The sequence below is a fragment of the Microbacterium sp. Leaf320 genome, assembly GCF_001423485.1.
GTDB lineage: Bacteria > Actinomycetota > Actinomycetes > Actinomycetales > Microbacteriaceae > Microbacterium.
Genome location: NZ_LMOD01000002.1, coordinates 818,396 through 840,492, shown reverse-complemented (window position 1 = coordinate 840,492; position 22,097 = coordinate 818,396). Strand labels below are relative to the sequence as shown.

Here is a 22,097-nt window from a genome sequence, read left to right as displayed (position 1 = left end):
AAGTGCGGATGCTCGACGTCAATCGACTGCGGATGCTGGTCGAACTGTCCCGTCGCGGCACCCTCTCGGCGGTCGCCGACGCGCTCTCGTACAGCAAGGCGTCGGTCTCGCAGCAACTCAGCGCGCTCGAACAGGACGTCGGCGTCCCCCTGCTTCGTCGCGTGGGCCGCGGCGTGCAGTTCACCCCGCAGGGGAACGTGCTCGTGGCGGAGGCCATCGGCATCCTCGACCAGCTCGAGCACGCCGAGGTCGCCGTCGCCGAGTCGCTGACCGAGGTCACCGGCACCGTGCATATCGCCGTCTTCCAGTCGACGGCCCACTCGCTGCTGCCCGGCGCTCTCAACACCCTGCGGGAGCAGCATCCGGCCCTGCGCGTCGAGGTCACCGAGAGCGACCCCGAGACCGGGCTCGTCGGAGTCTCGAGCCGTGACTTCGATCTGATCCTCGCCGAGCAGTACCCCGGTCGCACTCGTCCGATCCATGCCGACCTCGACAGAGTGGTGCTCGTGCACGACTCGATCGCACTCGCGCGCAAGCCCGGGGCCGAAGAGGCGACGGATGCCACAGCAGCAGACGCCGCAGCAGCGCTGTGGTCGACGAGGGACGACCCATGGGTGCTCGAACCCGCAGGCACCGCGTCGCGGGCATGGGCCGAGCAGCTCTGCCGTACGGCCGGCTTCGAGCCCGATGTGCGCTTCGAGGTCGCCGACCTCACCGCTCATGTGCGCCTGATCCGAGCCGGTCTCGCGGTCGGCCTGCTGCCCGAGCTCGTGTGGGCCGGCGAGCCGCCGACCGTCGCACTCACCGCGCTCCCCGCCGAGCCGCGGCGGGAGATCTTCTCGTCGGCCAGGCGAGTGTCTGCGGCGGCTCCGTCGATCCGCGCCGTGCGGCGAGCGCTCGCCTCAGCCGCCTCCCGCAACCTGCTCGACTGAGCCTGCTCCTGCGTCACCCACAGTCCGACCACGTCATATCCCGTCATCGGGAATATGCATTCACATGCATCTGTTGAGACCCTCGTACCCGGACGAAGGAGTCCGATCGACTCCTTTCTGAAAGGCACTTCCGTGAGCACTCCCGTGATCGACCGCACCGCCCCCACCGAGCACCCCGTCCTCGACGTCCTCGCCGGGCGTTGGAGCCCGCGCGCCTACGACGCCGAGAACACGATCGATGACGCCAAGCTGGACGCCGCCCTCGAGGCCGCGCGCTGGTCGCCGTCCGCGTACAACCTGCAGCCGTGGCGCTTCATCGTCGCGCGGCGCGGCACCGCACTGTTCGACCAGGTCGTCGAGTCGCTCGTCGAGTTCAACCAGCTCTGGGCCTCGAAGGCGTCGGCGCTCATCGTCGCGATCGCCGAGACCGAGTCCGAAGAGGGCAAGGCCATCAGCCACGCGGTCTACGACCTCGGCCAGGCTGTCGCGCACTTCTCGGTTCAGGCCCACCACGAGGGTCTCGTCGTGCACCAGATGAGCGGCTTCGACCCCGAGGTCATCCGCGAGTTCGCCGACCTGTCGCCGCGATTCTCCGCTGTCACCGTGATCGCTGTCGGCGAGCTCGGCGATGCCGCCGGTCTTCCCGAGGGCCTCCAGCAGGGCGAGACCGCGCCGCGCGTGCGTCGCCCGATCGCCGAGACGGTCATTCTCAGCGCCTGAGGAACCACTCGCGACAGCAGGGCTCGCAACAGCAGAGCTCGCAACAGCAGGGCTTGCAACAGCAGGGCTCGCAACAGCAGAAGAGGGGCGGATGCGACAAGCATCCGCCCATCTTCTGTGTCCGCCCGCAGGCCGGGTTCTACTCGTCGAGCAGCTCGGCCTCGATCACATCATCGTCGTCCGGCTCGGTCCCGGAATCGGGCTCCGGCGCAGTCGACGTGAGCACGAGGCCCGTGCCGTCGGCCGCCACGTCGACGCGCACCGTGTCGCCGTCGTGCACCCCGCCCGAGAGCAGCGCCGTCGCCAGCTTGTTCTGCACCTCGGTCTGGATGAGGCGTCGCAGCGGGCGGGCGCCGAACATCGGGTCGTATCCGCGCTCGGAGAGCCACGACCGCGCATCCGGCGTGACCGCGAGGGTGAGCCGCCGATCACGCAGCCGGTTGTGCAGCTGGTCGATCGAGAGCTCGACGATCTGCGCGAGGTCGTCCTGGCTGAGCGCCGAGAACATCACGATGTCGTCGAGGCGGTTGAGGAACTCCGGGCGGAACGCCTGGTGCACCAGCGCCATCACCTGCTCGCGCTTCTCGTCGGGCGACAGGGTCGGGTCGATGAGGATCGGCGAACCGAGGTTGGACGTGAGGATCAGGATGACGTTCGAGAAGTCGACCGTCCTGCCCTGGCCGTCGGTCAGACGACCGTCGTCGAGCACCTGCAGCAGCACGTCGAACACCTCGGGATGCGCCTTCTCGACCTCGTCGAGCAGCACCACGCTGTACGGGCGACGCCGCACGGCCTCGGTCAGCTGACCGCCCTGCTCGTAGCCGACGTAGCCGGGAGGGGCGCCGACGAGCCGCGAGACGGAGTGCTTCTCCCCGTACTCCGACATGTCGATGCGCACCATGGCGCGCTCGTCGTCGAACAGGAAGTCCGCGAGGGCCTTCGCGAGCTCGGTCTTTCCGACGCCGGTCGGCCCGAGGAACAGGAACGAGCCGGTGGGGCGACCGGGGTCGCTGATGCCCGCACGCGAACGCCGCACGGCGTCGGACACGGCCTTGACCGCATCCTTCTGACCGATCAGACGACGGCCGAGCTCCGACTCGAGGTGCAGCAGCCGTTCGCTCTCGCCCTGCAGCAGCCGACCGACGGGGATGCCGGTCCACGCCGCGATCACGGCGGCGATGTCCTCGTCGGTGACCTGCTCGTTGACCATGCGGCCCTCGCTCGACACGGCGGCCTCAGCCTGCTCGGCCTCGGCGATCTCGCGCTCGAGGCGCTTGATGGTCTCGTACTCGAGCTTCGAGGCACGGGTGTAGTCGGCTTCGCGCATGGCGAGATCGCGCTGCGTGACCGCGTCGTCGAGCTTCTTCTTCAGGTCACCGACGCGATTCAGGCCCTGACGCTCTCGTGCCCAGCGAGCCTCGAGGTCGGCGAGCTGCGCCTCCATGCCGACGAGCTGCTCCCGGAGCGCGGCGAGGCGCTCCTTCGAGGCAGCATCCTTCTCGCGCTTCAGCGCCAGCTCTTCGAGCTTCATGCGGTCGACCTGGCGCTTGAGCTGGTCGATCTCGACCGGAGACGAGTCGATCTCCATCTTGAGCCGGGACATCGACTCGTCGATCAGGTCGATCGCCTTGTCGGGGAGCTGCCGGGCAGGGAGGTAGCGGTTCGAGAGCGCCGCGGCGGCGACCAGCGCGCTGTCCGAGATCGTCACACCATGATGCGCCTCGTACCGACCCTTGAGTCCGCGGAGGATCGCGATGGTGTCCTCGACCGTGGGCTCGCCGACGTAGACCTGCTGGAAGCGGCGCTCGAGCGCTGCGTCCTTCTCGATGAACTCGCGGTACTCGTTGAGCGTCGTCGCACCGATCAGGCGCAGCTCGCCCCGGGCGAGCATGGGCTTGAGCATGTTCGACGCCGCCACCGAGCCTTCGCCGCCGCCCGCACCCATGAGCACGTGCAGCTCGTCGATGAACGTGATGATCTGCCCATCGGACTCGGTGATCTCTTTGAGGACGCTCTTCAGGCGCTCCTCGAACTGGCCGCGGTACATCGCACCGGCGACGAGAGCCGAGATGTCGAGCGACACCAGTTCCTTGTCCTTGAGGGACTCGGCGACATCGCCCGCGACGATCCGCTGGGCGAGTCCTTCGACGACGGCGGTCTTGCCGACGCCGGGCTCGCCGATCAGCACCGGATTGTTCTTGGTGCGGCGGGTGAGCACCTGGCTGACGCGCCGGATCTCACTGTCCCGTCCGATGACGGGGTCGAGCTTGCCCTGACGGGCGCGGTCGGTGAGATTGATCCCGAACTGCTCGAGGGCGGACTGCTGGTCGTCGTTCTGTGCGCTCTGTGGGCCTGGCATGCGTTCCTCCTGGGAGACTCCTTCTGGTCACGTTCTCGTGGGTGCGGTCCGCAAAGTTGAGTGGACTTGACTCAAGTTTACCTCACAGTCAGCACGGCGTCCAGGGGTCACGCCCTCACGACGTACTCTTTCCGAGCTCGCGCTCGCATCGCCTTCGAGTGTTTACGCGCGCGGTCGAGAGCTCGAAGCGTCGACGCGCGTTCGACGAGCCCCAGAACCGGAAGATCGACCCGCCGCATCGAGAGTATGACGATCGCCGTCTGAGCGAGAGCCGACACGATCAGGGCGACGCCCAATGGAACCACTCCACCGTCGATCAGGACGACGCTGAAGATGACGCTGATCACGAGGCCGAGGAGTGCCCCTGCCGATCGCGCCCAGATCCGTGAGATCGCGGGCGCGGATCTGTCGGCCGTCGCCAGCCACCCGAGTCCCGTGATCGACATCCCGTATCCGCACAGCAGCCCGACCGACACGACCCACCACCACCCGTCGTGATCGGCGCCCCAGATCAGGCACGACACGAGAACAGCGCCGCACCACGCCAGGATCGGCACCGCCCAAAGAACGAGTCGCGCGATTCGCACTCGGTCTCGGCTGATCGGGTCCGCGAGGCGAATGCCCCACACTGCGGCGCGGTCGCGCTTGGCGCGCCAGTTCGAGCGAGCGAGAGAGGCCTTCTGCTTTGCAGAGAGCACCCGCAAGGTGACCTGCGCTCCGAGCATCGCGATCCAGGCGACGTACACAGTGATGACGACACTGGGAATGCGTTCCGGTGTCACGATAGCGATCGGCGCCGTCCATGCGGCCATGAGTGCGATGAAGAATGCCCCCGCGACCACCGCGACGACGATGATGTGATTCGTGCGTGCAGGGAGCCTGTGCGCCCGTGTGCCGAACCCCGTTGCCACCGCAAAGGTCACCAGCACGGCGAGCACCGCCCCCGTAGCACTGAAGAAGTTCCCCATCACCTGCTCGCCGACCGCCGCCATGACCTCCAGAGCGCGCCAATAGCCTTCTGGTTCCGGGATCGTCATCAGCTGCGCCGTCAGAAACGGCATCGCTGCGAGCATTGCGATCACGATCAATCCAAAGCACGCCAGCGACCACTTCTCGCCGACCGGCAACGCCCTTCCTCGTTCAGCGTCGGCTTCGCGATCCTCGGCCATCTGGCCCCCCTTACGTCGGACCATCGATTTTGCCAACAGCCTCAGACATCGGGGCTGCTCGGAGCGACATACTCGCCGGTCAGCGCACGCTCAGCGCGGCGTCCAGAATCACTCGAGCGACCTCGCGCTTGGTCCCTGCGGCGGAGGCCACGACCCCACCGCCGTCTCCGACGATCTCGACCGCGTTGTCGGGCCGCTCGAAGCCCTGCTCCGCGTTCGCGAGGTTGACGGCGAGCAGGTCGACGCCCTTGCGCTCGCGCTTGCGGCGAGCGCGGTCGCGCCGCTCGTCCGCGCTCGCAGACGTCTCGGCGGCGAAGGCGACGATCGTCTGGCCATCCGGGGCTCCCCCCTCTGCCCTCGTCGCCGCCAGGGCCGATACGACATCCTCGTTCTCGACGAGCTCGAGATGCGTCAGCAGCCCCTGCTCCTTCGTGAGCTTCTGGTCCGAGACGGATGCCGGTCGATAGTCGGCGACTGCGGCGGCCATGATCACGATGTCGGCCGAGCGGGCGGCATCCTTCATCGCCGCGGAGAGTTCGGCGGCCGTCCCCACGGAAACCACCCGGACCGACGGATGCCGCGCAGCGGCGAGCACATCGGCCGAGACGTTCGCCGCGACCACGGTCACATCAGCGCCGCGCGCTGCCGCGTCGGCGGCCAACGCGACGCCCTGCCGCCCGCTCGAGCGGTTGCCGAGGAATCGGACGGGGTCGATCGGCTCGCGGGTGCCGCCGGCCGAGACCACCACGCGCAGTCCGTCTAGGTCGCGAGGTGCGAGCAGCGCGACGGCGGCCTCGAAGATCGTCTCGGGTTCGGACATGCGCCCTGGCCCGCTGTCGCCTCCGGCGAGTTCGCCGTCCGCCGGACCGACCAGGTGGATGCCGCGAGCGACGAGGGTCGCGATGTTCGCCTGCGTGGCCGCGTTGCGCCACATCTCGGCGTGCATGGCGGGTGCGAGGAGGACTGGAGCCTCGGTGGCGAGCAGCGTGGTGCCCAGAAGGTCGTCGGCGATGCCCGCGGTGATCTTCGCGATCGAGTTCGCGGTCGCGGGGGCGACGATCACCAGATCGGCCCCCTGTCCGAGCGCCACGTGTCGGACGCGCGCGACGTCGTCGTGCACGCTCGTCGTGACGGGGTGCCGGCTCAGCGCCTCCCATGTCGGCGTGCCCACGAAGCGCAGTGCGTCCTCCGTCGGCACCACGGTCACATCGTGACCCGCCTTGGTCAGCAGTCGCACCAGGTGCACTGTCTTGTATGCGGCGATGCCACCCGTAACTCCGACGACGATGTTCACGGTTCGATTCTGCCGCAGCATCCAGCGCCGCGGGCCCGGTAGTGCGCCGCGCTCCTAGACTTGAAGCCGTGTGCACCGTGGTGATCGATGTGGCAGGACTCGACACCGCGCGTCTGCTCGCGGTGCGCGATGAGGATCCTCAGCGCGAGTGGGATGCTCTCGGCGAATGGTGGCCGGACGCGCACCCCGGGGTCTCGGGGATCCGCGACCGGCGGGCGGGCGGCGCCTGGCTCGCGGTTAACCCCGAGAAACGCCGTCTCGCCGTGCTTCTCAACCGCGCCGACGTGGGCGATCTCGCCGACGACGTCGCCGTGTCACGCGGATCGCTCGCGCTCGAGTCGGTGGCTGGCAGGTCGCCGATCGCACCGCTGCCCATGCACGGGTTCAACCTGCTCGAGGTGCGCCCCGAGGGATCGCGCGTGCTGAGCTGGGACGGCGCCGAGTTGCGCGAGACCCCGATCGCTGACGGCATCCACATGATCGCGCACGACGATCTCGATGACTCCGAGACCCCACGCATCGCCGCCTGGCTGCCGGAGTTCCGCGCTCTGGGCCCGGCTGCCGCGAGCGCTGACTGGACAGGCGAGTGGATCTCGCTGCTCGCGTCGTCCGCCCGACTGGACCCCGAGGATGACAGGGCGATCATCCGCGACAACCGCCCGCACGGGTATCCCACGCAGTCGCTGCTGTACTGCACGGCATCCGTCACCCCCGCAGGCGTCGAGGTCGACTACCGCGCACTCCCGAGCCCCGGGCACTGGGACCACTGAGAGAGCGCCGAGCAGGAGCCGACCGGCACGAGCAGGCGGATCAGGCGGATCAGGCGATCAGGCCGCGCTGGTCTCCGCGTCATCGACGCATGAGAAGCGCGCCCGATAGGCGGTCGGGGTCGTGCCGAGCACGCGCGAGAAGTTCTGTCGCAGCACCGCTGCCGAGCCGAAGCCGCATTCGTCGGCGATCTGCTCGAGCGCGAGGTCGCTGCGCTCGAGCAGCCGCTGGGCGTGCAGCACTCGCTGGCGGGCCAGCCAGGCCGCGGGGGTCGCGCCGTACTCGGCCTTGAAGCGCCGGGCGAAGGTGCGAGGCGACATGAGCGCCCGCGCGGCGAGCTGATCGACACCCAGGTCGTCGCGCAGATGCTCGACCGCCCAGTCGGCGACCGCGGCGAGCGAATCGCTCGGAACCACCGGGATCGGGCGGTCGATGAACTGCGCCTGCCCGCCGTCGCGCTGCGGCGGCACCACCATGCGACGGGCGATGCGGTTCGTCAGCTCGGCGCCGAGCTCCTGGCGCAGCAGGTGCAGGCAGGCGTCGATCCCGGCGGCGGTGCCGGCGCTCGTGATGATCCTTCCGTCCTGCACGAAGAGCACGTCGGGGTCGATGTCGATCTGCGGGTACATCTCGGCCATCACGTCGGAGTACATCCAGTGCGTGGTCGCGCGGCGACCGTCGAGAACTCCGGCTGCACCGAGGATGAACGAGGCGCTGCAGATCGTCAGCAGCCACGCACCGCGCGCCACCGCGTCGCGGGCGACGTCGAGCAGCAGCGGATCGATGTTCGGCCAGTACTCCCGCGGCACAGGGCAGAGCACCACGAGGTCGGCCTCATAGGCGAACGAGAGGTCGTGCTCGACATTGATGGAGAAGCCGAGCTTGGACTTCACGACACCCGGATGCGGAGCGATCACTCGGAAGTCGAAGTTGGGCACACCGTCATTCGATCGGTCGAGACCGAAGGCTTCGCAGGCGAGACCGAACTCGAACGGCGCGAATCCGTCCTGCACGACACAGGCGACAGTCTTCATCATGACGCTCTCCCGGAGTCGGCAGTCAGGTTGGCAGTTTTCGTACGATCGCAGTCTATTCTGCCACTCGTGGCAGATCAAGAGTGATCGTAGCGTTTCTGCCATGATCCTTCTCATCGTACTTCTCGCACTCGGCGCGTGGGCGCTGATCGCCACCATCGTCGAACTCCGCCGCGACGGATACCGTCACGTGCCCACCGATTGGTCGCGCGTCGCCGACCACGACACGCTCGACCGCGCCGAGGCAGGGCACACGTACCGCTGACCTTCGCCGGAGGGTTCCTCGGGGAGGCTTCCCCGCTCGCCGGATGCGCGGCTACGCTCGAGACCATGAGCGAGCCGCAGCAGCCTCCCGCGCAGCAGTACGGAACTCCCCCGCAGGGCGACGGGCATCGCGCCCCGCAGTCTCCTGGCGTGCAGCCCTCCGCGCAGCCGCAGCCCGCCGCGCAGTCGCACCCCACCGCGCAGCCGCAGCCCGCCGGGCAGACGCAGCACGCCGGGCAGCAGCATCCGGCGGCGCCGCATGCTGGCTCCGGCGTACCCGGCTTCGCGCCCCCCGCATCCTCCCCGGCGCACACCGGCGCACCGCTCGGCCGTCTCGCGTTGATCGTGGCGCTGGCCGCGCTCGGCATCGGCCTCATCGTCACCATTTCCTACCCGGTGATGATCCGGACCCTCGCCGACCCGTCGTCGATCGGCGTGTTCGGGACGATCGGCAGTGGACTCGTGCTCGTCGTCTCGGTCGCGGCGCTCATCCTGGGTCTGATGTCCGTGCGGCGACCGAATCAGCAGGTACTCGCGGGCATCGCGATCGGCATCTCCGCCGGCCAGATCATCGGCATCGTGGTCTCGTGGATGTCGAACCTCTTCTACGCGTTGTCCTACTGAGCGTCCGGAGCCCTCATGAGCGAATCACAGCAGCAGCCCGGCCCGCCCTATGGAGCACCCGGCCGGCCCTACGCCCAGCCCCACCCCCAGCCCGGTCAGCCCCACACCCAGCCCGGTCAGCCGTACGCCCAGCCCGGTCAGCCGTACGGAGCACCCGGCCAGCCCTACACCCAGCCCGGTCAGCCCTACACCCAGCCCTACGGAACACCCGGTCAGCCCTACACCCAGCCTGGCCAGCCCTACGGAGCGCCCGCGCAGCCGCACGCGCCGAGCCAGAGAGCCCGGTCCGGGGCGCTCGGCCGCCTGGCTTTCCTCCTCGCGGTGGTCGGGGCCGGAATGGCATTGGTCTTCCAACTCCTCACTCCCCTCATGTACATGAGCATGGGTTTCGGGATCGTCGACTTCCTGTCGAATCTCGTGAACCTGGTCGTCTTGGCGATGGCCACGATCGGCCTGGTGATCGGCATCATCGCGGTGCAGCGCCCGGCGCCGCGGCTGCTGGCGGCGATCGCGATCGGCCTGGCGGGAAGCACGATCGTCGGATCGCTCGTCGCATGGGTGTCCAGCGTGTTTCACTACTTCGGGTACTGAGAGCCGGGCTCCGAGAGCCGGAATCTGAGAGCCGCGCCTCCGAGAGCCGTGTCTCGAGAGCCGGACTCCGAGAGCCCGAATCCGAGAACAGCGCCTCAGTCGGCGAGCACGCGCTCGTAGACCTCGATCATCGCGGCCGTGCGCGACGACTGACGGAACGCCTCCGAGACCTCGCGCATCGGCACCGGTGCGGTGCCTGCGGCGATGTCGGATGCCGCGCGGCGCAGAGTCTCGACGAGACCGGCCTTGCGCTGCGCCTCAGTGCCCGCGGCGCCCGGGACGGCCCAGAGCCCGCCGCCGAGCTCGGATGCGATGTCGGGGTCGCTGATCACCGACGGCGTACCGAGAGTCGCGGCCTCGAAGGGCGTCATGCCCTGGGTCTCGAAACCGATCGAGGTCTGCACGAGCGCGTCGGCGGAGGCGATGCGGGCGAGGGTGTCCTGATAGCTGAGCTTGCCGGCGAAACGCACATTCGAGTGCCCGGCCACGATCTTCTCAGCCGCCGCGCGCTGCGCACCGCCGCCGATGATCTCGAGCTCCGCGTCGACACCCGAGGCGACGAAGGCCTCGAGGAACGGCAGCAGTCGCTTCTCGGGACTCATGCGTCCCAGCCACACGAAACGGGGCCGACCGGGCGCGCGATCCGTCGGCGCGGCGGCGAGCGTCGCCTCGCGCACGTCGTCGTCGATGCCGTTCCAGACGACGTCTACGGGGATGAATACGTCATGCTCCTCGAGGCGGCGAGCGAAGTGGGTCGAAGGGGCGGTCACCGCCGATGCACCTCTCGCGATGCCGCGCAGGAACGCCCAGCCATCGACTCCACCCACCGGCGCTGCCACACCGTGCAGTGCTCGGCGCCGCCAGAAGTTCAGCACTCCGAGCACGGGGCGATGCAGCGGGGTGACCGCGGCGATGCCGACGTCGACCCGGTTGTGCAGGGTGTGCACGACCGGAATGCCGTGGCGCGCCGCGTACCGGTGACCGATGAACGCACCCCAGAAATCGGCCTGCACGTGCACGAGGTCGACAGGCGGACGATGAGTCATCGCGCGATCGAGGAAGCGATCGGTCGCCCGTCCGGGCCAGCTCATCGAGTACTCGCGGTCGACGGTGATCGGTATGGACGGCAGGTCGACGTTCGAGGGATCCGCGGCATCCGAGGTACGCGACCCGTGCATCTTCGGGGCGACCACGGTCACCGTATGGCCTGCGCGCTCGAGGAACTCGCGCTGCAGCCGCATCGACACCTGCGCCCCGCCGAGGGAGTCCAGGTGCTGATCGCCGAAGAAGACGATGTGCATGGCGCGGGCCGTCACTCGGGCAGCGGCTCGTCGCGGTACAGCGCCTCGAACGTGTCAAGTGTGCGGTTGATGTCGTGGATCGCGACGCCGTCGAGCGATGCCTGCTGCATCCGGGCGTACTCTCCCGGCGAGGCGGTGAGCACGTCGGTGACTCGCGCGGCGAGCGCATCCACATTGCCGGGCTCGAACAGGTAGCCGTTCTCGCCGTCGTGCACGAGGTGCGGCAGTGCGACGGCATCCGCTGCGACGATCGGCAGAGCCGAGGCCATGGCCTCCATGGTGGCGATCGACTGCAGCTCGGCGATCGACGCGATCGTGAAGACCGAGGCGCGCGACAGCAGGGCCCGCAGTTCCTCGTCGGTCGTTCGACCGTGGAAGGTCACCCGGTCGGCGAGACCCAGCTGGGTCGCGAGGCTCTCGAGCTGCTTGCGCTGGTCGCCGCCGCCGACGATGTCGAAGGTCGCGTCGAGCGCCGGGTCGAGCTTCGTCATGGCCTCGAGGATCACCTCGACCTGCTTCTCGGCGGTCAGTCGGCCGACGAAGATGATGCGGTTCTTCTCGCGCGGAGCGATCACCGGCGTGTACTGGGTGCGGTCGATGCCGCAGCTGACCGGGATCACGTTCTCGACGGCGACGGTGCGCTCGAGGAAGTCGGCCGCACGACGCGTCGGTGTGGTGATCGCGCGCGTCAGGGCGAATGTGCGCTTCGCGTCGCCCCAGGCCCAGCGCAGCACGAGGTCATCGACCCATTTGGGCATGGTCGTGTGGTCGAGGATGTTCTCGGCCATCACGTGGTTCGTGGCGATCACCGGGATGCCGCGCTCGTGCGCGATGCGGGCGAGGCCGCGGCCGATCACGATGTGCGACTGGATGTGCACGACGTCGGGCTGCACGCTGTCGAAGATCTTGCGCGCGTAATGCTTCACGCGCCACGGCCAGACGAAGCGCAGCCAGTCGTGGGGAGCCCAGCGCACCGAGGGAAGGCGATGCATCGTCATCGGTTCACCTTCGATGACCTCGGTCTGCGCGGGCGTGCGGCGGTAGGCCACGTTCGGGGCGACCACATGCACGTCTTCTCCCCGCTGCACGAGACCTGCCGCGAGGCGTTCGGCGAAACGGGCGGCGCCATTGATGTCGGGCGCGAAGGTGTCGCATCCGATCAGGATGCGCAGCGGGCGCTGCCCGGGGTCGGGGGCGACGTCGGGTGCACTCGTCGGATCGGAGGTAGAGGAGGACATTCTGCCTTACGGTACGGCGGTCAAAGAGCCCGATCGGGCGCTGGCCACTCTACCCGAGGGGCCTGTTCGAGCCTCCGAGGCATACCGGCATCCCTCAGCCTCACCCCCTACCGTGGAGGCATGCGACTGACAGCCGACGCCGACCCCCAGCAGTGGATCCCCGTCACCGATTCGCTCGGCTGGAAGGGTCGACGGCACCGCAAGGCCGCCATCCGGATGCTGTTGGGGCAGGTGAACTCGGCGATCGGCGTCACGGAACGACCCGGTTCCCGATTCGGCGCGTGGGCGATGAGCCAGGCCGCTCCCCTGCTGATGCGTAGGGCCGACGGGCGCGTTCTCGTGTGGACATGGAAGGCCGACCCGGAGCTCGTCGTCGCGATGGCCACCGTGCAGGCGCTGACCCCCGAGGTACGTATCGCTCGCGCATCCATGCCGATGGACTACGACGACACCGTGTCGTTCTCGAGCCGGTGGCTGGGTGCGGGCGAGAAGCTCGTGGTGGCGATGCCGCCGTCGCCCGCGAGTCCTCCGTTCGCGACGTACACGTGGGACACCGGTACCCATCTGGTGACGCTGACCGCGGTCTGCAGCGAGCGGGAGCGCTTCGGCACTCTCGACGGCGCGCTCGACGACCTGGCCCGCAGCATCCGGATCGCGGACGAGCTGTCCGGAGGCGAGTCACCCGAGGTGCTCCGCCTCGGGCCTGCGTGATCGCGGTTCAACTGCACGCGGTTCCACTGCCCGATGGGCGGCTGCCAGAGTTCGAACGTGAGACCTTCACCGATGTGAGACCTTCACTGATGTGAGACCTTCACTGACGCCTGTGACGTCTGTGCTCATGGCCGTGTTCCACTCCTGACGGCGCCGTCGGGTCAGACCCGCATCGAGGCACCCCGAACGTGCGCGTTCACCGGGAGGCTGAGTCTCGGTGTGCGCCATCGTTGCTCGGGGTCCCACCATCTCGGACCTCGCACTTGTGGGACGCCGCCGTCCATCCGGATCTCCCACCCGGAGCTGCCCAGACCTCGGTGATGCCACCAGCACAACGGCACACCGTTATCCGTATGCGTTGGCCCACCCCTCGCATGCTCCACGACGTGGTGGATCTCACACCACGACGCCGGAACATGACATCCGGGAATCAGACACTCTTTGTCGCGGGCGACGATCGCCCGCCGTTGATGCACCGTGAACACCCGGTCGGTGGTTGTGATGCCGATGATCCTGCCCTCATCCATGAGAACCCGTTGGATGGTGCCGGCGCATCCGACGTGCGCGGCGACGGAGACGGGCACGTGGGCACCGGACCCAGGGATCGTCGCCCACCCGCCATTGCCGTGTTCGCCGCTCGTTCCGGACGCAGCGTTCCCGAAGGCCGCCCCGTCGCCGTGCGAGCCGTGGCCGGCAAGGTCTTTCGCGCCGACGTTCACGACGAGGACCGGTGCGGAACCGCCGAGGGTGGGCATGTCGTTGTGCCGGGCAGCGATCGCGAACACCATCGCCAGAGCATCGTGGCGCTTCTGCGACGCGGTGCGGTCATCGAGCACACACCGCGGATCCGAATTGAAAGGGTCGGCTTCGTCACCGTCTGCGCCCGCACCTGCATCCGTGTCGACGTCGGAGTCATCGCCAGTGCTGTCGCTGGGGGCGAAGTGCACGCCGGGCATGGGCGGGCCGTCNGTCACCGTCTGCGCCCGCACCTGCATCCGTGTCGACGTCGGAGTCATCGCCAGTGCTGTCGCTGGGGGCGAAGTGCACGCCGGGCATGGGCGGGCCGTCGCCTTTCGGGTTGAGGATCGCGTCGATGATCAACTGTAACTGCGCCGCAACATCCGGGGTCAGATACCCCCGGATCGCATGCACGCCGTCGGTCAACCGGCCGATCGTGATCCCTCGGCGACGGCGCGAGTCCTCATCCTTCGGTTCTTCCCCGTCCGGGTCGAACATCGACGCGAGATCCTCCGCAAGCGCCTTCAAGTCCTGCACCGTCGGCGCAGGCCCCGGCGCATCAGCCTCCCGATCGTCAGCATCTGCATCGTCGAACATCGACGCGAGATCCTCCGCAAGCGCCTTCAAGTCCTGCACCGTCGGCGCAGGCCCCGGCGCATCAGCCTCCCGATCGTCAGCATCTGCATCGTCGGCGTCGGCCACGACCCCGTGCCCGCGCGCACACCCCGCCAACGCGACATCCGCCGCCAACCGTTGATCGACCGTGAGGCGATCCCACACCTTCTCGATCGGCCCGGTCGCCGCGAGAAACCCCGCCACACCGACCACCCCATCCAGCAAAGCGAGCCGCAACTCCGACCACCGCGCCGGCATCCGCTCCCCCGCCAGACTCACCGGGCGCCGCACCAGGTCGACGACCCTGTCGACCCGCGTCGCACCGCGCACATCCACCCGCACCGTCCGCTGCAGCAACTCATTCAGCCCCCGACACCCGGCCGAGTGCGGGAAGTCACCCGGATCGCCCGTCGCGACCGTCTCGACGATCACCGCTTCGACCCGCCGGAATGCCGCCCCCGCACCCTGCAGCACCGTGATGCGTTCCGCGTCGGTCAACCCGGCGAGCGCATCGTCGGACAGCACCCTGTCGAGGTCGGCGATGACCCGATCCAGAAGCTCCGCGGTGCTGTTCATACCCATAAGCAACCCGGAACCACCGACATTGAAGACCCGAAACCACCCCGTTTTACCCCAGATCAGAGTCGTATTCCAATCTCCCAGAATGATGCAGAACAGAGCACCGCCACCCGACATCACATACTGTGAATACTGGTAACAATGTAGTAAGGTAACCACTATGGAACCCCTCTTCGTCGACCGCCTCCTTCAGATCGCCGATCTGTTTCAGAAGGACATGGCCCGTGCGTTCGCCGGCACAGACCTCACCCCCACTCGCGTGCACCTTCTCTGGGTCCTGCAGCACACCGGTCCGTCGACCCAGCAGACGCTCGCCGCGCTCTGCGAGGTGACGCCTCGCAACATCACCGCTCTCGTGGACGCACTCGAGGGCTCCGGCCACGTCCGTCGCACCCCGCATCCCTCCGATCGCCGTGCCGTGCTGGTCGAGCTCACTCCGGCCGCAGTCGAGACCATGGCCCGGATGCAGGAGGAGCACGCCGAGCTCAACGAGACGCTGCTGAATGCGATCACCCCCGACGACCGCGCCGCGGTCGAGCGCGGCCTGACAGCCGTCGCCGCACATCTCGAAAACCTCGTCACCTCCGCGGCGAGCGCGCAGACGCCGACACAGAGACAGGCACAGGCACAGGCACAGGCACCGACACAGACACACGCACACGCACACGCACACGCACACGCACACGCACAGGACGGCACTCCATGACCGAGCAGCTGCGCGACAACACCACAGACACCCCGACGCCCCTCGCGCGCGTCCTCAACTTCCTCCATCGCGCTTGGATCGCCGAGCTCCGCGTCTACTCGAGCATCGCACGCGCGATCGCCCGCCGCCCGGCGATCCCGCAGGGCGGCACCGGAATCGGGTACCACCGCCCCGTCCTCACCATTCTGTTCATCTTCATCGGGCTCTCGGCGGTGGAGATCCCGATTCTCGACCTGATCGTGCACCCCTGGCCCACCGTGCGCATCACGCTTCTCATCCTGGGCATCTGGGGAGTCACCTGGATGGTCGGCCTGCTCTGCGCGATGCTCATGCGTCCGCACACGGTGGGGCCCGACGGCATCCGTGTGCGCAGCGGTCTCGAGCTCGACGTGCCGGTCGGCTGGGCCGACATCGCGTCGATCGCGATCGACCGCCGGGTCGATGAACCCAAGCAGCCGCGGGTCACCGGCTCGGAGTACGCCGAGCGGATGCAGGACGAGACCAACATCGAGATCGAGCTCGAACGCGCAGTCTCCATCCGGCTCCCCGGTCTCGCGCCGAAGGGCGGGACGCATCGTGTCGACCGCATCCGGCTCTGGGCCGACGACCCGCGGGCCTTCCTCGACGCCGCTCGGCCGTTCCTCATGGCAGTCTGAGACGGAAGTCTGCGGTGAGCCGACCGCAGTCAGATGACCGGGGGACGAAGTGGCTGAACCGATGCCGATGAGGACTGTCGCCAGATCACCCCGCATCGTCGACGGCTCACGGCGCGTGCATCCGAGTGGCGTTCCGACTGCGGCACTGGTACTCCTCGGCCTCCTCGCGCTTCTGCCCCTGCTGCTCGCTGTCGTCGACGACCGGTCGGGCTTCCGGCTCGTCATGCTGTCACTCGCTCTCTACGCGGGGATGCTGGTCGTCGCCCTCTCCCTCTGGGCGCGATCGCTGCGCGAACGCCTCGTGCGGATCGCGACGACAGGACCACTGCGCTTCACGCCTCCCGTCCGCGTCCGCGCCGCCCTCTGGCTCGTCCCCACGATCGGGATGCTCCCCGCCGTCGCGAACCTTCTCGTCCACACGCTCGGCCTCCCGACGATGGGCGGCCGACTGCTCGAATGGGGGCCGTACGCCCTCGGCCTCGTCTCCCTGGTCGGGCTCGTGCGAGAGCTCGTGGCCCTGCGCACGCCGCTCGGCCTGCTCGTCGACGGACGAGGTCTGCACGGCGTGCGCGGGTCTGCGTCGATCGAGGCGTCGTGGGACGAGATCGACACCGTCGACGTCGTCGGACCGCACGGCCCGAAACTGGCGATCTCGATCGTCGGTCAGACGCCCGCGATCATCGACGCGCATCGTCTCGGCTCGGATCCGGCATCGGTCGTGAGGGTCCTCGCCTTCTTCCGCGACCACCCCGATCAGCGACCTTCCCTGGCAGACGGCATGACCGCGATGCAGATCGTCACGGGCGAACTGCAGCCCTGACACACGACGCGCCGGCGACCCCCGGACGAGCCCCGATCAGTCCAGCCCGCGCTCCGCGAGCCACTGCTTCGCGACGAGCACGGGTGCGCGCACGAGCCAGGCATCCGCGATGATCTCCGCGAGCCGATCCCTCTCGACGGTGTCGAGCTGCACGAGCAGCCCCGGGTACCCGTCGAAATGGGGGATGGAGAACAACCCATCGGGCTCCGCAGCGAGCAGCGCCGCCTTCTCCTCCAGGCTCGCCACTCGCACACCGAGCACGGGGCCGTCGGGCCACTCGAGGCCGAGGTCGGCGAGCTGGCGGAGGTCCACCTTGCTGGGTCCGCGGATCCATGCGATCTGCCCGCTCGGCAGACGCCACGAGGGCTCCCCGGTGTGGCCGCCGGGGCGCTCGGTGACACCCGGGAGCGCGAGCGCGATCTCGCGCACATCGTCGAGGGTGACCATTCGCCTATAGTCCTCCCTGCACAGCAGCCGCCACAATGGCCTGCGTCACGCCGACTGCCACGCGCGGAGTGGGAAGAACAGCCCCGCTCGGCGATTCCGATGCACTCAGCGCACGATGCGCAGCGTCCGCACCTCGAACGGCCGCAGGCGCAGCTCTCCACCCACGCGCCCATCGTCGAGCACATCCTCGATCAGCGACACCTCACGGATCTCACGGTGCTCGAAATCGGCCGCGATGGAACCCACCGCCCGCCGTCCGAGCGCCTCGTAGAGGCGCACGATGACGTCGCCGGATCCGTCATCCGCGAGCTTCACCCCCGACACGACGATGCCCTCGCCTTTCACCGACACGAGAGCGTCGACCTCCCGGGCGCCGTGCACGAGCGTCGCCGGACTGTTGAGCACGATCCCCTCGGCCGTCGCGACCGCGGCATCCGCTCCGATCACGAAGCCCACCTCGATCACGTGGTGACCGTGATCGGTGTCGGGGTCGGGGAACCGGGGCGCCCGCAGCAGCGAGAGTCGCACAGTTGTCGCGACCGCGTCATCCGACACCTCGCGGGACGTGTCGTAGCCGTAGATCGAATCGTTCACGAGGGCGACACCGAAGTCCTGCTCGCGCACCAGTACGAACCGATGCATCGAGGTCTCGAACTTCGCGGCTTCCCAGCTGGTGTTCGTGTGCGTCACGCGTGACTGGTAGCCGAACTGCGTCTCGGCCTCGGTGTGCGCTGCCTGGATGTCGAGCGGGAACGCGAGCTTGAGCAGCTTCTCGGTCTCGTGCCAGTCGATGTCGCAGCGCAATGCAACCGTGCGCGAGCCGGGAGCGAGGGTGATGGTCTGCTCGATCGTCGACTCGGAGAACGACCGGGTGACGGTGACCATGGCTGTGCCATCGATGACGGATGCCGAGATCGAAGCCACCCCGGTGAGGTCCTCGACGCTGTTGCGGTAGTACTTGTCGATGTCCCACGCATCCCACATGTTCGGGAAGTCCTGGTGCAGCTGGAACAGGTTCGCCGCGCGCCCCTCGGCCACGGCCTCTCGACCGGTTGCCTTGTCGACCGCCGAGACGATCAGGCCTTCCGCAGACACCAGCACCGAGACGAGCTCGTTCTCGAGTCGCCATCCGCCGTTCTCACCCGAGAGCAGGACGGATGACGGGGCTGGCGCCTCGACGAACGCCGCACCCAGAGCGCGACCCCCTCCGACCGAGGTCGGCACGAACTGCAGCACGCGCTCGCCGTCGCCTGCGAGCGACCGACGGGCGGCGTCGGCGAGATCCTGCGCATCCGAGAGCACAGCGGAGAGCACCTCGACGGCTTCACGATGCACCCACGCTATGGATGTACCGGGCAGGATGTCGTGGAACTCGTGCAGCAGCACGGTCTCCCACAGGCGGTCGAACTCGGCCTGCGGGTATGCGGCGCCGGTGCGCACGGCATCCGTCGCGGCCCACAGCTCGGCCTCGACGAGGGCGTGCTCGGCCCAGCGGTGCAGCGCCTTGGTGGCGTGTTGGCTGGTGAGGGTTCCGCGATGCAGCTCGAGATAGAGCTCGCCGACCCACACGGCGGGGTTGGGCAGCTCGGCGCGGGCCGCGTCGAAGAAGGCGTCAGGATGCTCCCACACGACCCGCGCGCTGCCCTCGAGGTTCTCGAGGCGCTTCGCCTTGCCGGTCATCTCACGGGTGGTGCCGCCCCCGCCGTCGCCGTAGCCGACCGGGGCGATCGACCGCGAGCTGACCCGGTTCTCCTTGAACTGCCTCGAGGCCTTCGCGAGCTCCTCTCCGCTGAGCTGAGAGTTGTAGGTGTCCATCGAGGGAAAGTGCGTGAAGACGCGGGAGCCGTCGATGCCCTCCCACAGGAAGCTGTGGTGCGGGAACACGTTCTGCTGGTTCCACGAGATCTTCTGCGTGAAGAACCACTCGAATCCTGCGCGGCGCATGAGCTGCGGCAGGGCCGGCGAGTAGCCGAAGCTGTCGGGCAGCCAGACACCCTTCGACCGGATGCCGAACTCGCGCTCGAAGAACCGCTGACCGTACGAGAACTGCCGCACGAGCGATTCGCCCGACGGCATCACCGTGTCGGACTCGACCCACATGCCGCCGAGCGGCAGGAAGCGCCCGGCCGCGACGGCCGCCTTGACGCGCTCCCACACCTCGGGGCGGTGCTCCTTGAGCCACGCGTACTGCTGCGCGCTGGACATGCCGTAACGGAACTCCGGCTGCTCCTCGATCAGCGTCGTCATCGACGACGTCGTGCGGGCGACCTTGCGGATCGTCTCGCGCAGCGGCCACAGCCAGGCCGAGTCGATGTGCGCGTGCCCGACGGCCGAGATGCGGTGCGCGCTGGCCTCTGCCGGAGCCGCGAGGGCGGGGGCCAGCACGGCGCGGGCGTCGGATGCCGTCGCCGCGACGCCTTGCAGATCGAGCACGTCGAGGGCATCGTCCATCGCCTGCAGGATGCGCATGCGACGAGGAGAGGTCTCGGGCAGCTCGGCCTGCAGCTCGAACAGCACCTCGAGGTCGAGGGACAGCTCGTACACCTCGGCCTCGAACACCGCGAGGTCGAGTCGTCTGAGGCGATACAGCGGGTCACGCGACGAGGTGCGGATGTCACCCTCCTGCGTCGGCGCGAACGACGGGAAGTCGAGGATCAGCGGGTTGGCTGCGGCCTCGAGGTAGAACTCCACGGCCTCCTCCCCCTCGGCGGCATCCGTGATCGCGATCCACTGGTTGCGCGGGTTGATGCTCTTGATCGGCGTGCCGTCGGGCCGGTAGGCGAGCGCCTCGCACTGGAAGCCGGGCATGTGATCGCTGAAGCCGAGATCGATCAGAGCCTCGACTCGGCTTCCCGCCCACTCGACGGGAACGCGCCCCGAGAGCCGGAACCACGTCGTCGACCACGCGGGACCCCACGCGCTCGGGACGGACGCGGCCGAGAAGTCGAGCGCGAGCCCTGCACTCGGGCTGATCGGCTCCCCCGGCAGCTCGCTGACCTCCACCTCCAGCGGCACGGATGCCGAGTGGATCGCCGGGCGGATGCGCTCGTCGAGCACCCGTCTGACGCGGCCTACGGTGAGCGAGGTTCCATCATGCATGCGGTTTTCTCCATCGAAGCCGGGTTTCTCAGCCTAATTTACTAAAGCGATATAGCTGCGAGAGCCGAATCGCGTTAGAGTCTGTGCACCGACCATCGAAAGGACAGCGATGCCCTCCTCTGCCGCCCCTCTTCGCTTCGGCGCGAACTACACGCCCCGCTCCCAGTGGATGCACGCGTGGATGGCGCTCGACCTCGACGAGGTGCGTCGGGACTTCGCCGCCCTCGCCGAGCTGGGTCTCGATCATCTGCGGATCTTCCCGCTGTGGACGGTGCTGCAGCCGAACCGCACCCTGATCCGCGCCGAGGCCGTCGACGACGTGCGCGCGGTGGTCGACGTCGCCGCGGAGTTCGGACTCGATGCGAGCGTCGACGTGATCCAGGGGCACCTGTCGAGCTTCGACTTCATCCCGTCGTGGCTGTTCACCTGGCACGACAAGAACATGTTCACCCACCCCGAGGCCCTGAGCGGCCAGGCCGAGCTCGTCACACGTCTGGGCGAGCGGCTCGGCGACGCCCACAACTTCCTCGGTTTCACGCTCGGCAACGAGACGAACCAGTTCTCGGCGCGGACCCATCCCTCCCCGTGGCCGGTCACCGAGGCCGATGCCGCGAACTGGATCACCACGCTCCTCGATGCCGCGCACAGCTCGGCACCGCGGCAACAGCACGTGCACAGCGAGTACGACGCCGCCTGGTACATGGACGGCCACGGGTTCACCCCGGCGCTCGCCTCGCGCCTCGGCGACATCACGACCGTGCACTCGTGGATCTTCAACGGCACCGCCCAGAAGTACGGCGGCCGCTCCGTCGCATCCGACCGCCACGCCGAGTACATGATCGAGCTCGCCCGCGCGTTCACCACGGAACCGGGAAAGCCGATCTGGCTGCAGGAGGTCGGCGCCCCGTCGAACTGCCTGACGCCCGAGCAGACGCCCGACTTCCTCGAGGCCACTCTGCGCTCGGTCGCGCGCACCGACGACCTCTGGGGGGTCACGTGGTGGTGCTCGCACGACGTGAGCCGCAGCCTCGCGGACTTCCCGGAGCTCGAGTACACGCTGGGCCTGGTCGACCAGCACGGCGAGGCGAAGCCGATCGGACGCCGGTTCGCCGAGCTGATCCCCGAGCTGCGCGAGCGTCAGCCCGCCCCGACGCGCACCCTCGGCATCGTCGTCGAGGTCGACGACGCCGAGACTCCCGTCAGCCGCGGCGCCATGAGCCCCGGAGGCTCGATCTTCCAGGCCTGGGTCGATGCGTGCGAGGCCGGAGCCGACCCCGCGTTCATCACCTCGAAGGATGCCGAGGATCCGACCGTGCTCGCGGCCCGAGGCATCACCGAGCTCGTCCGCCCGACCGTCGAGCCGTGGTCGTACGAGTCGCAGAACACGGTGGTCGAGCACCGGGCCGAGTAGCCCGAACCCGGGGCCCGCACC

The 22,097-nt window shown here is 68.5% G+C and carries 21 protein-coding genes; 11 read left to right on the top strand and 10 right to left on the bottom strand.

The features are described 5' to 3' along the window. Positions 1-8 precede the first annotated feature (8 nt). Complete coding sequence (locus ASF63_RS08910; protein WP_056512952.1) at positions 9-932, top strand: LysR substrate-binding domain-containing protein; 924 nt, start codon at positions 9-11, stop codon at positions 930-932. Positions 933-1,064: 132 nt separating this feature from the next. Further along, positions 1,065-1,652 carry a nitroreductase family protein gene (locus ASF63_RS08905; RefSeq protein ID WP_056512222.1) on the top strand — a complete coding sequence of 196 codons (588 nt, stop codon included), beginning with the start codon at positions 1,065-1,067 and terminating at the stop codon, positions 1,650-1,652. Positions 1,653-1,791: 139 nt separating this feature from the next. On the opposite strand, the gene ASF63_RS08900 is transcribed toward ASF63_RS08905, so the two are convergent. From ASF63_RS08900 to coaBC, 3 genes are all read right to left on the bottom strand, one after another. Beyond that, on the bottom strand, positions 1,792-4,011 hold the full coding sequence (locus tag ASF63_RS08900; protein WP_082477970.1) for an ATP-dependent Clp protease ATP-binding subunit: 2,220 nt from the start codon (positions 4,009-4,011) through the stop codon (positions 1,792-1,794). Between the two features lie 107 nt (positions 4,012-4,118). After that, complete coding sequence (locus tag ASF63_RS08895) at positions 4,119-5,072, bottom strand: hypothetical protein (protein WP_157534284.1); 954 nt, start codon at positions 5,070-5,072, stop codon at positions 4,119-4,121. Positions 5,073-5,259: 187 nt separating this feature from the next. Next, entirely contained in the window at positions 5,260-6,474 is a 1,215-nt protein-coding gene (gene coaBC / locus ASF63_RS08890) for a bifunctional phosphopantothenoylcysteine decarboxylase/phosphopantothenate--cysteine ligase CoaBC (RefSeq protein WP_056512950.1), read from the bottom strand. A 68-nt stretch (positions 6,475-6,542) separates the two neighbouring features. On the opposite strand from coaBC, the gene ASF63_RS08885 reads away from it, so the two are divergent. After that, entirely contained in the window at positions 6,543-7,244 is a 702-nt protein-coding gene (locus ASF63_RS08885) for an NRDE family protein (RefSeq protein ID WP_082477969.1), read from the top strand. Between the two features lie 57 nt (positions 7,245-7,301). Here the strand turns inward: ASF63_RS08885 and ASF63_RS08880 are convergent, their stop codons facing one another. Further along, complete coding sequence (locus ASF63_RS08880) at positions 7,302-8,276, bottom strand: GlxA family transcriptional regulator (protein ID WP_200934006.1); 975 nt, start codon at positions 8,274-8,276, stop codon at positions 7,302-7,304. A gap of 103 nt (positions 8,277-8,379) precedes the next feature. Here ASF63_RS08880 and ASF63_RS19335 point away from each other — a divergent pair, with 103 nt between their 5' ends. The 3 genes from ASF63_RS19335 (at position 8,380) to ASF63_RS19530 (ending at position 9,755) form a co-directional block, all read left to right on the top strand. Continuing rightward, a complete protein-coding gene (locus tag ASF63_RS19335; protein ID WP_200933989.1) occupies positions 8,380-8,541 on the top strand; it encodes a hypothetical protein in 162 nt (53 codons plus the stop codon). A gap of 65 nt (positions 8,542-8,606) precedes the next feature. After that, complete coding sequence (locus ASF63_RS08875) at positions 8,607-9,164, top strand: hypothetical protein (protein WP_056512209.1); 558 nt, start codon at positions 8,607-8,609, stop codon at positions 9,162-9,164. A gap of 15 nt (positions 9,165-9,179) precedes the next feature. Beyond that, entirely contained in the window at positions 9,180-9,755 is a 576-nt protein-coding gene (locus ASF63_RS19530) for a hypothetical protein (protein WP_157534283.1), read from the top strand. 95 nt (positions 9,756-9,850) lie between these two features. Here the strand turns inward: ASF63_RS19530 and ASF63_RS08865 are convergent, their stop codons facing one another. Continuing rightward, entirely contained in the window at positions 9,851-11,071 is a 1,221-nt protein-coding gene (locus ASF63_RS08865; RefSeq protein WP_321163157.1) for a glycosyltransferase, read from the bottom strand. Then, on the bottom strand, positions 11,068-12,294 hold the full coding sequence (locus ASF63_RS08860) for a glycosyltransferase (RefSeq protein WP_056512203.1): 1,227 nt from the start codon (positions 12,292-12,294) through the stop codon (positions 11,068-11,070). Before ASF63_RS08860 ends, ASF63_RS08865 begins: the two co-directional genes overlap by 4 nt. 120 nt (positions 12,295-12,414) lie before the next feature. Between ASF63_RS08860 and ASF63_RS08855 the strand changes: the two genes are divergently transcribed. Continuing rightward, positions 12,415-13,005: a hypothetical protein gene (locus tag ASF63_RS08855; protein WP_056512200.1), complete on the top strand. Its 591-nt coding sequence runs from the start codon at positions 12,415-12,417 to the stop codon at positions 13,003-13,005. 161 nt (positions 13,006-13,166) lie between these two features. Here the strand turns inward: ASF63_RS08855 and ASF63_RS08850 are convergent, their stop codons facing one another. Together ASF63_RS08850 and ASF63_RS08845 are read right to left on the bottom strand one after the other, a co-directional pair. After that, positions 13,167-13,961 (bottom strand): HNH endonuclease signature motif containing protein, encoded by a 795-nt coding sequence (locus ASF63_RS08850; protein ID WP_235560764.1) that lies wholly within the window; start codon positions 13,959-13,961, stop codon positions 13,167-13,169. Positions 13,962-13,974: 13 nt separating this feature from the next. Continuing rightward, a partial coding sequence (locus tag ASF63_RS08845) for a DUF222 domain-containing protein (protein ID WP_235560749.1) occupies positions 13,975-15,054 on the bottom strand: 1,080 nt, incomplete at its 3' end. Between the two features lie 43 nt (positions 15,055-15,097). Between ASF63_RS08845 and ASF63_RS08840 the strand changes: the two genes are divergently transcribed. From ASF63_RS08840 to ASF63_RS08830, 3 genes are all read left to right on the top strand, one after another. Then, positions 15,098-15,643, top strand: coding sequence for a MarR family winged helix-turn-helix transcriptional regulator (locus tag ASF63_RS08840; RefSeq protein ID WP_082477967.1), 546 nt, complete (start codon positions 15,098-15,100; stop codon positions 15,641-15,643). Continuing rightward, positions 15,640-16,299: a hypothetical protein gene (locus tag ASF63_RS08835; RefSeq protein ID WP_056512192.1), complete on the top strand. Its 660-nt coding sequence runs from the start codon at positions 15,640-15,642 to the stop codon at positions 16,297-16,299. Before ASF63_RS08840 ends, ASF63_RS08835 begins: the two co-directional genes overlap by 4 nt. A 61-nt stretch (positions 16,300-16,360) precedes the next feature. Continuing rightward, a complete protein-coding gene (locus tag ASF63_RS08830) occupies positions 16,361-17,119 on the top strand; it encodes a hypothetical protein (RefSeq protein WP_056512189.1) in 759 nt (252 codons plus the stop codon). Positions 17,120-17,155: 36 nt separating this feature from the next. On the opposite strand, the gene ASF63_RS08825 is transcribed toward ASF63_RS08830, so the two are convergent. Further along, positions 17,156-17,566 (bottom strand): MmcQ/YjbR family DNA-binding protein, encoded by a 411-nt coding sequence (locus ASF63_RS08825; RefSeq protein ID WP_056512186.1) that lies wholly within the window; start codon positions 17,564-17,566, stop codon positions 17,156-17,158. 105 nt (positions 17,567-17,671) lie between these two features. After that, the gene (locus tag ASF63_RS08820; protein ID WP_056512181.1) at positions 17,672-20,665 is read right to left on the bottom strand and encodes an alpha-mannosidase; all 2,994 of its coding nucleotides are present in this window, start codon (positions 20,663-20,665) and stop codon (positions 17,672-17,674) included. A 109-nt stretch (positions 20,666-20,774) separates the two neighbouring features. On the opposite strand from ASF63_RS08820, the gene ASF63_RS08815 reads away from it, so the two are divergent. Next, positions 20,775-22,076, top strand: a complete 1,302-nt coding sequence (locus ASF63_RS08815; RefSeq protein ID WP_056512179.1) for a glycoside hydrolase 5 family protein — start codon at positions 20,775-20,777, stop codon at positions 22,074-22,076. Positions 22,077-22,097 lie beyond the last annotated feature (21 nt).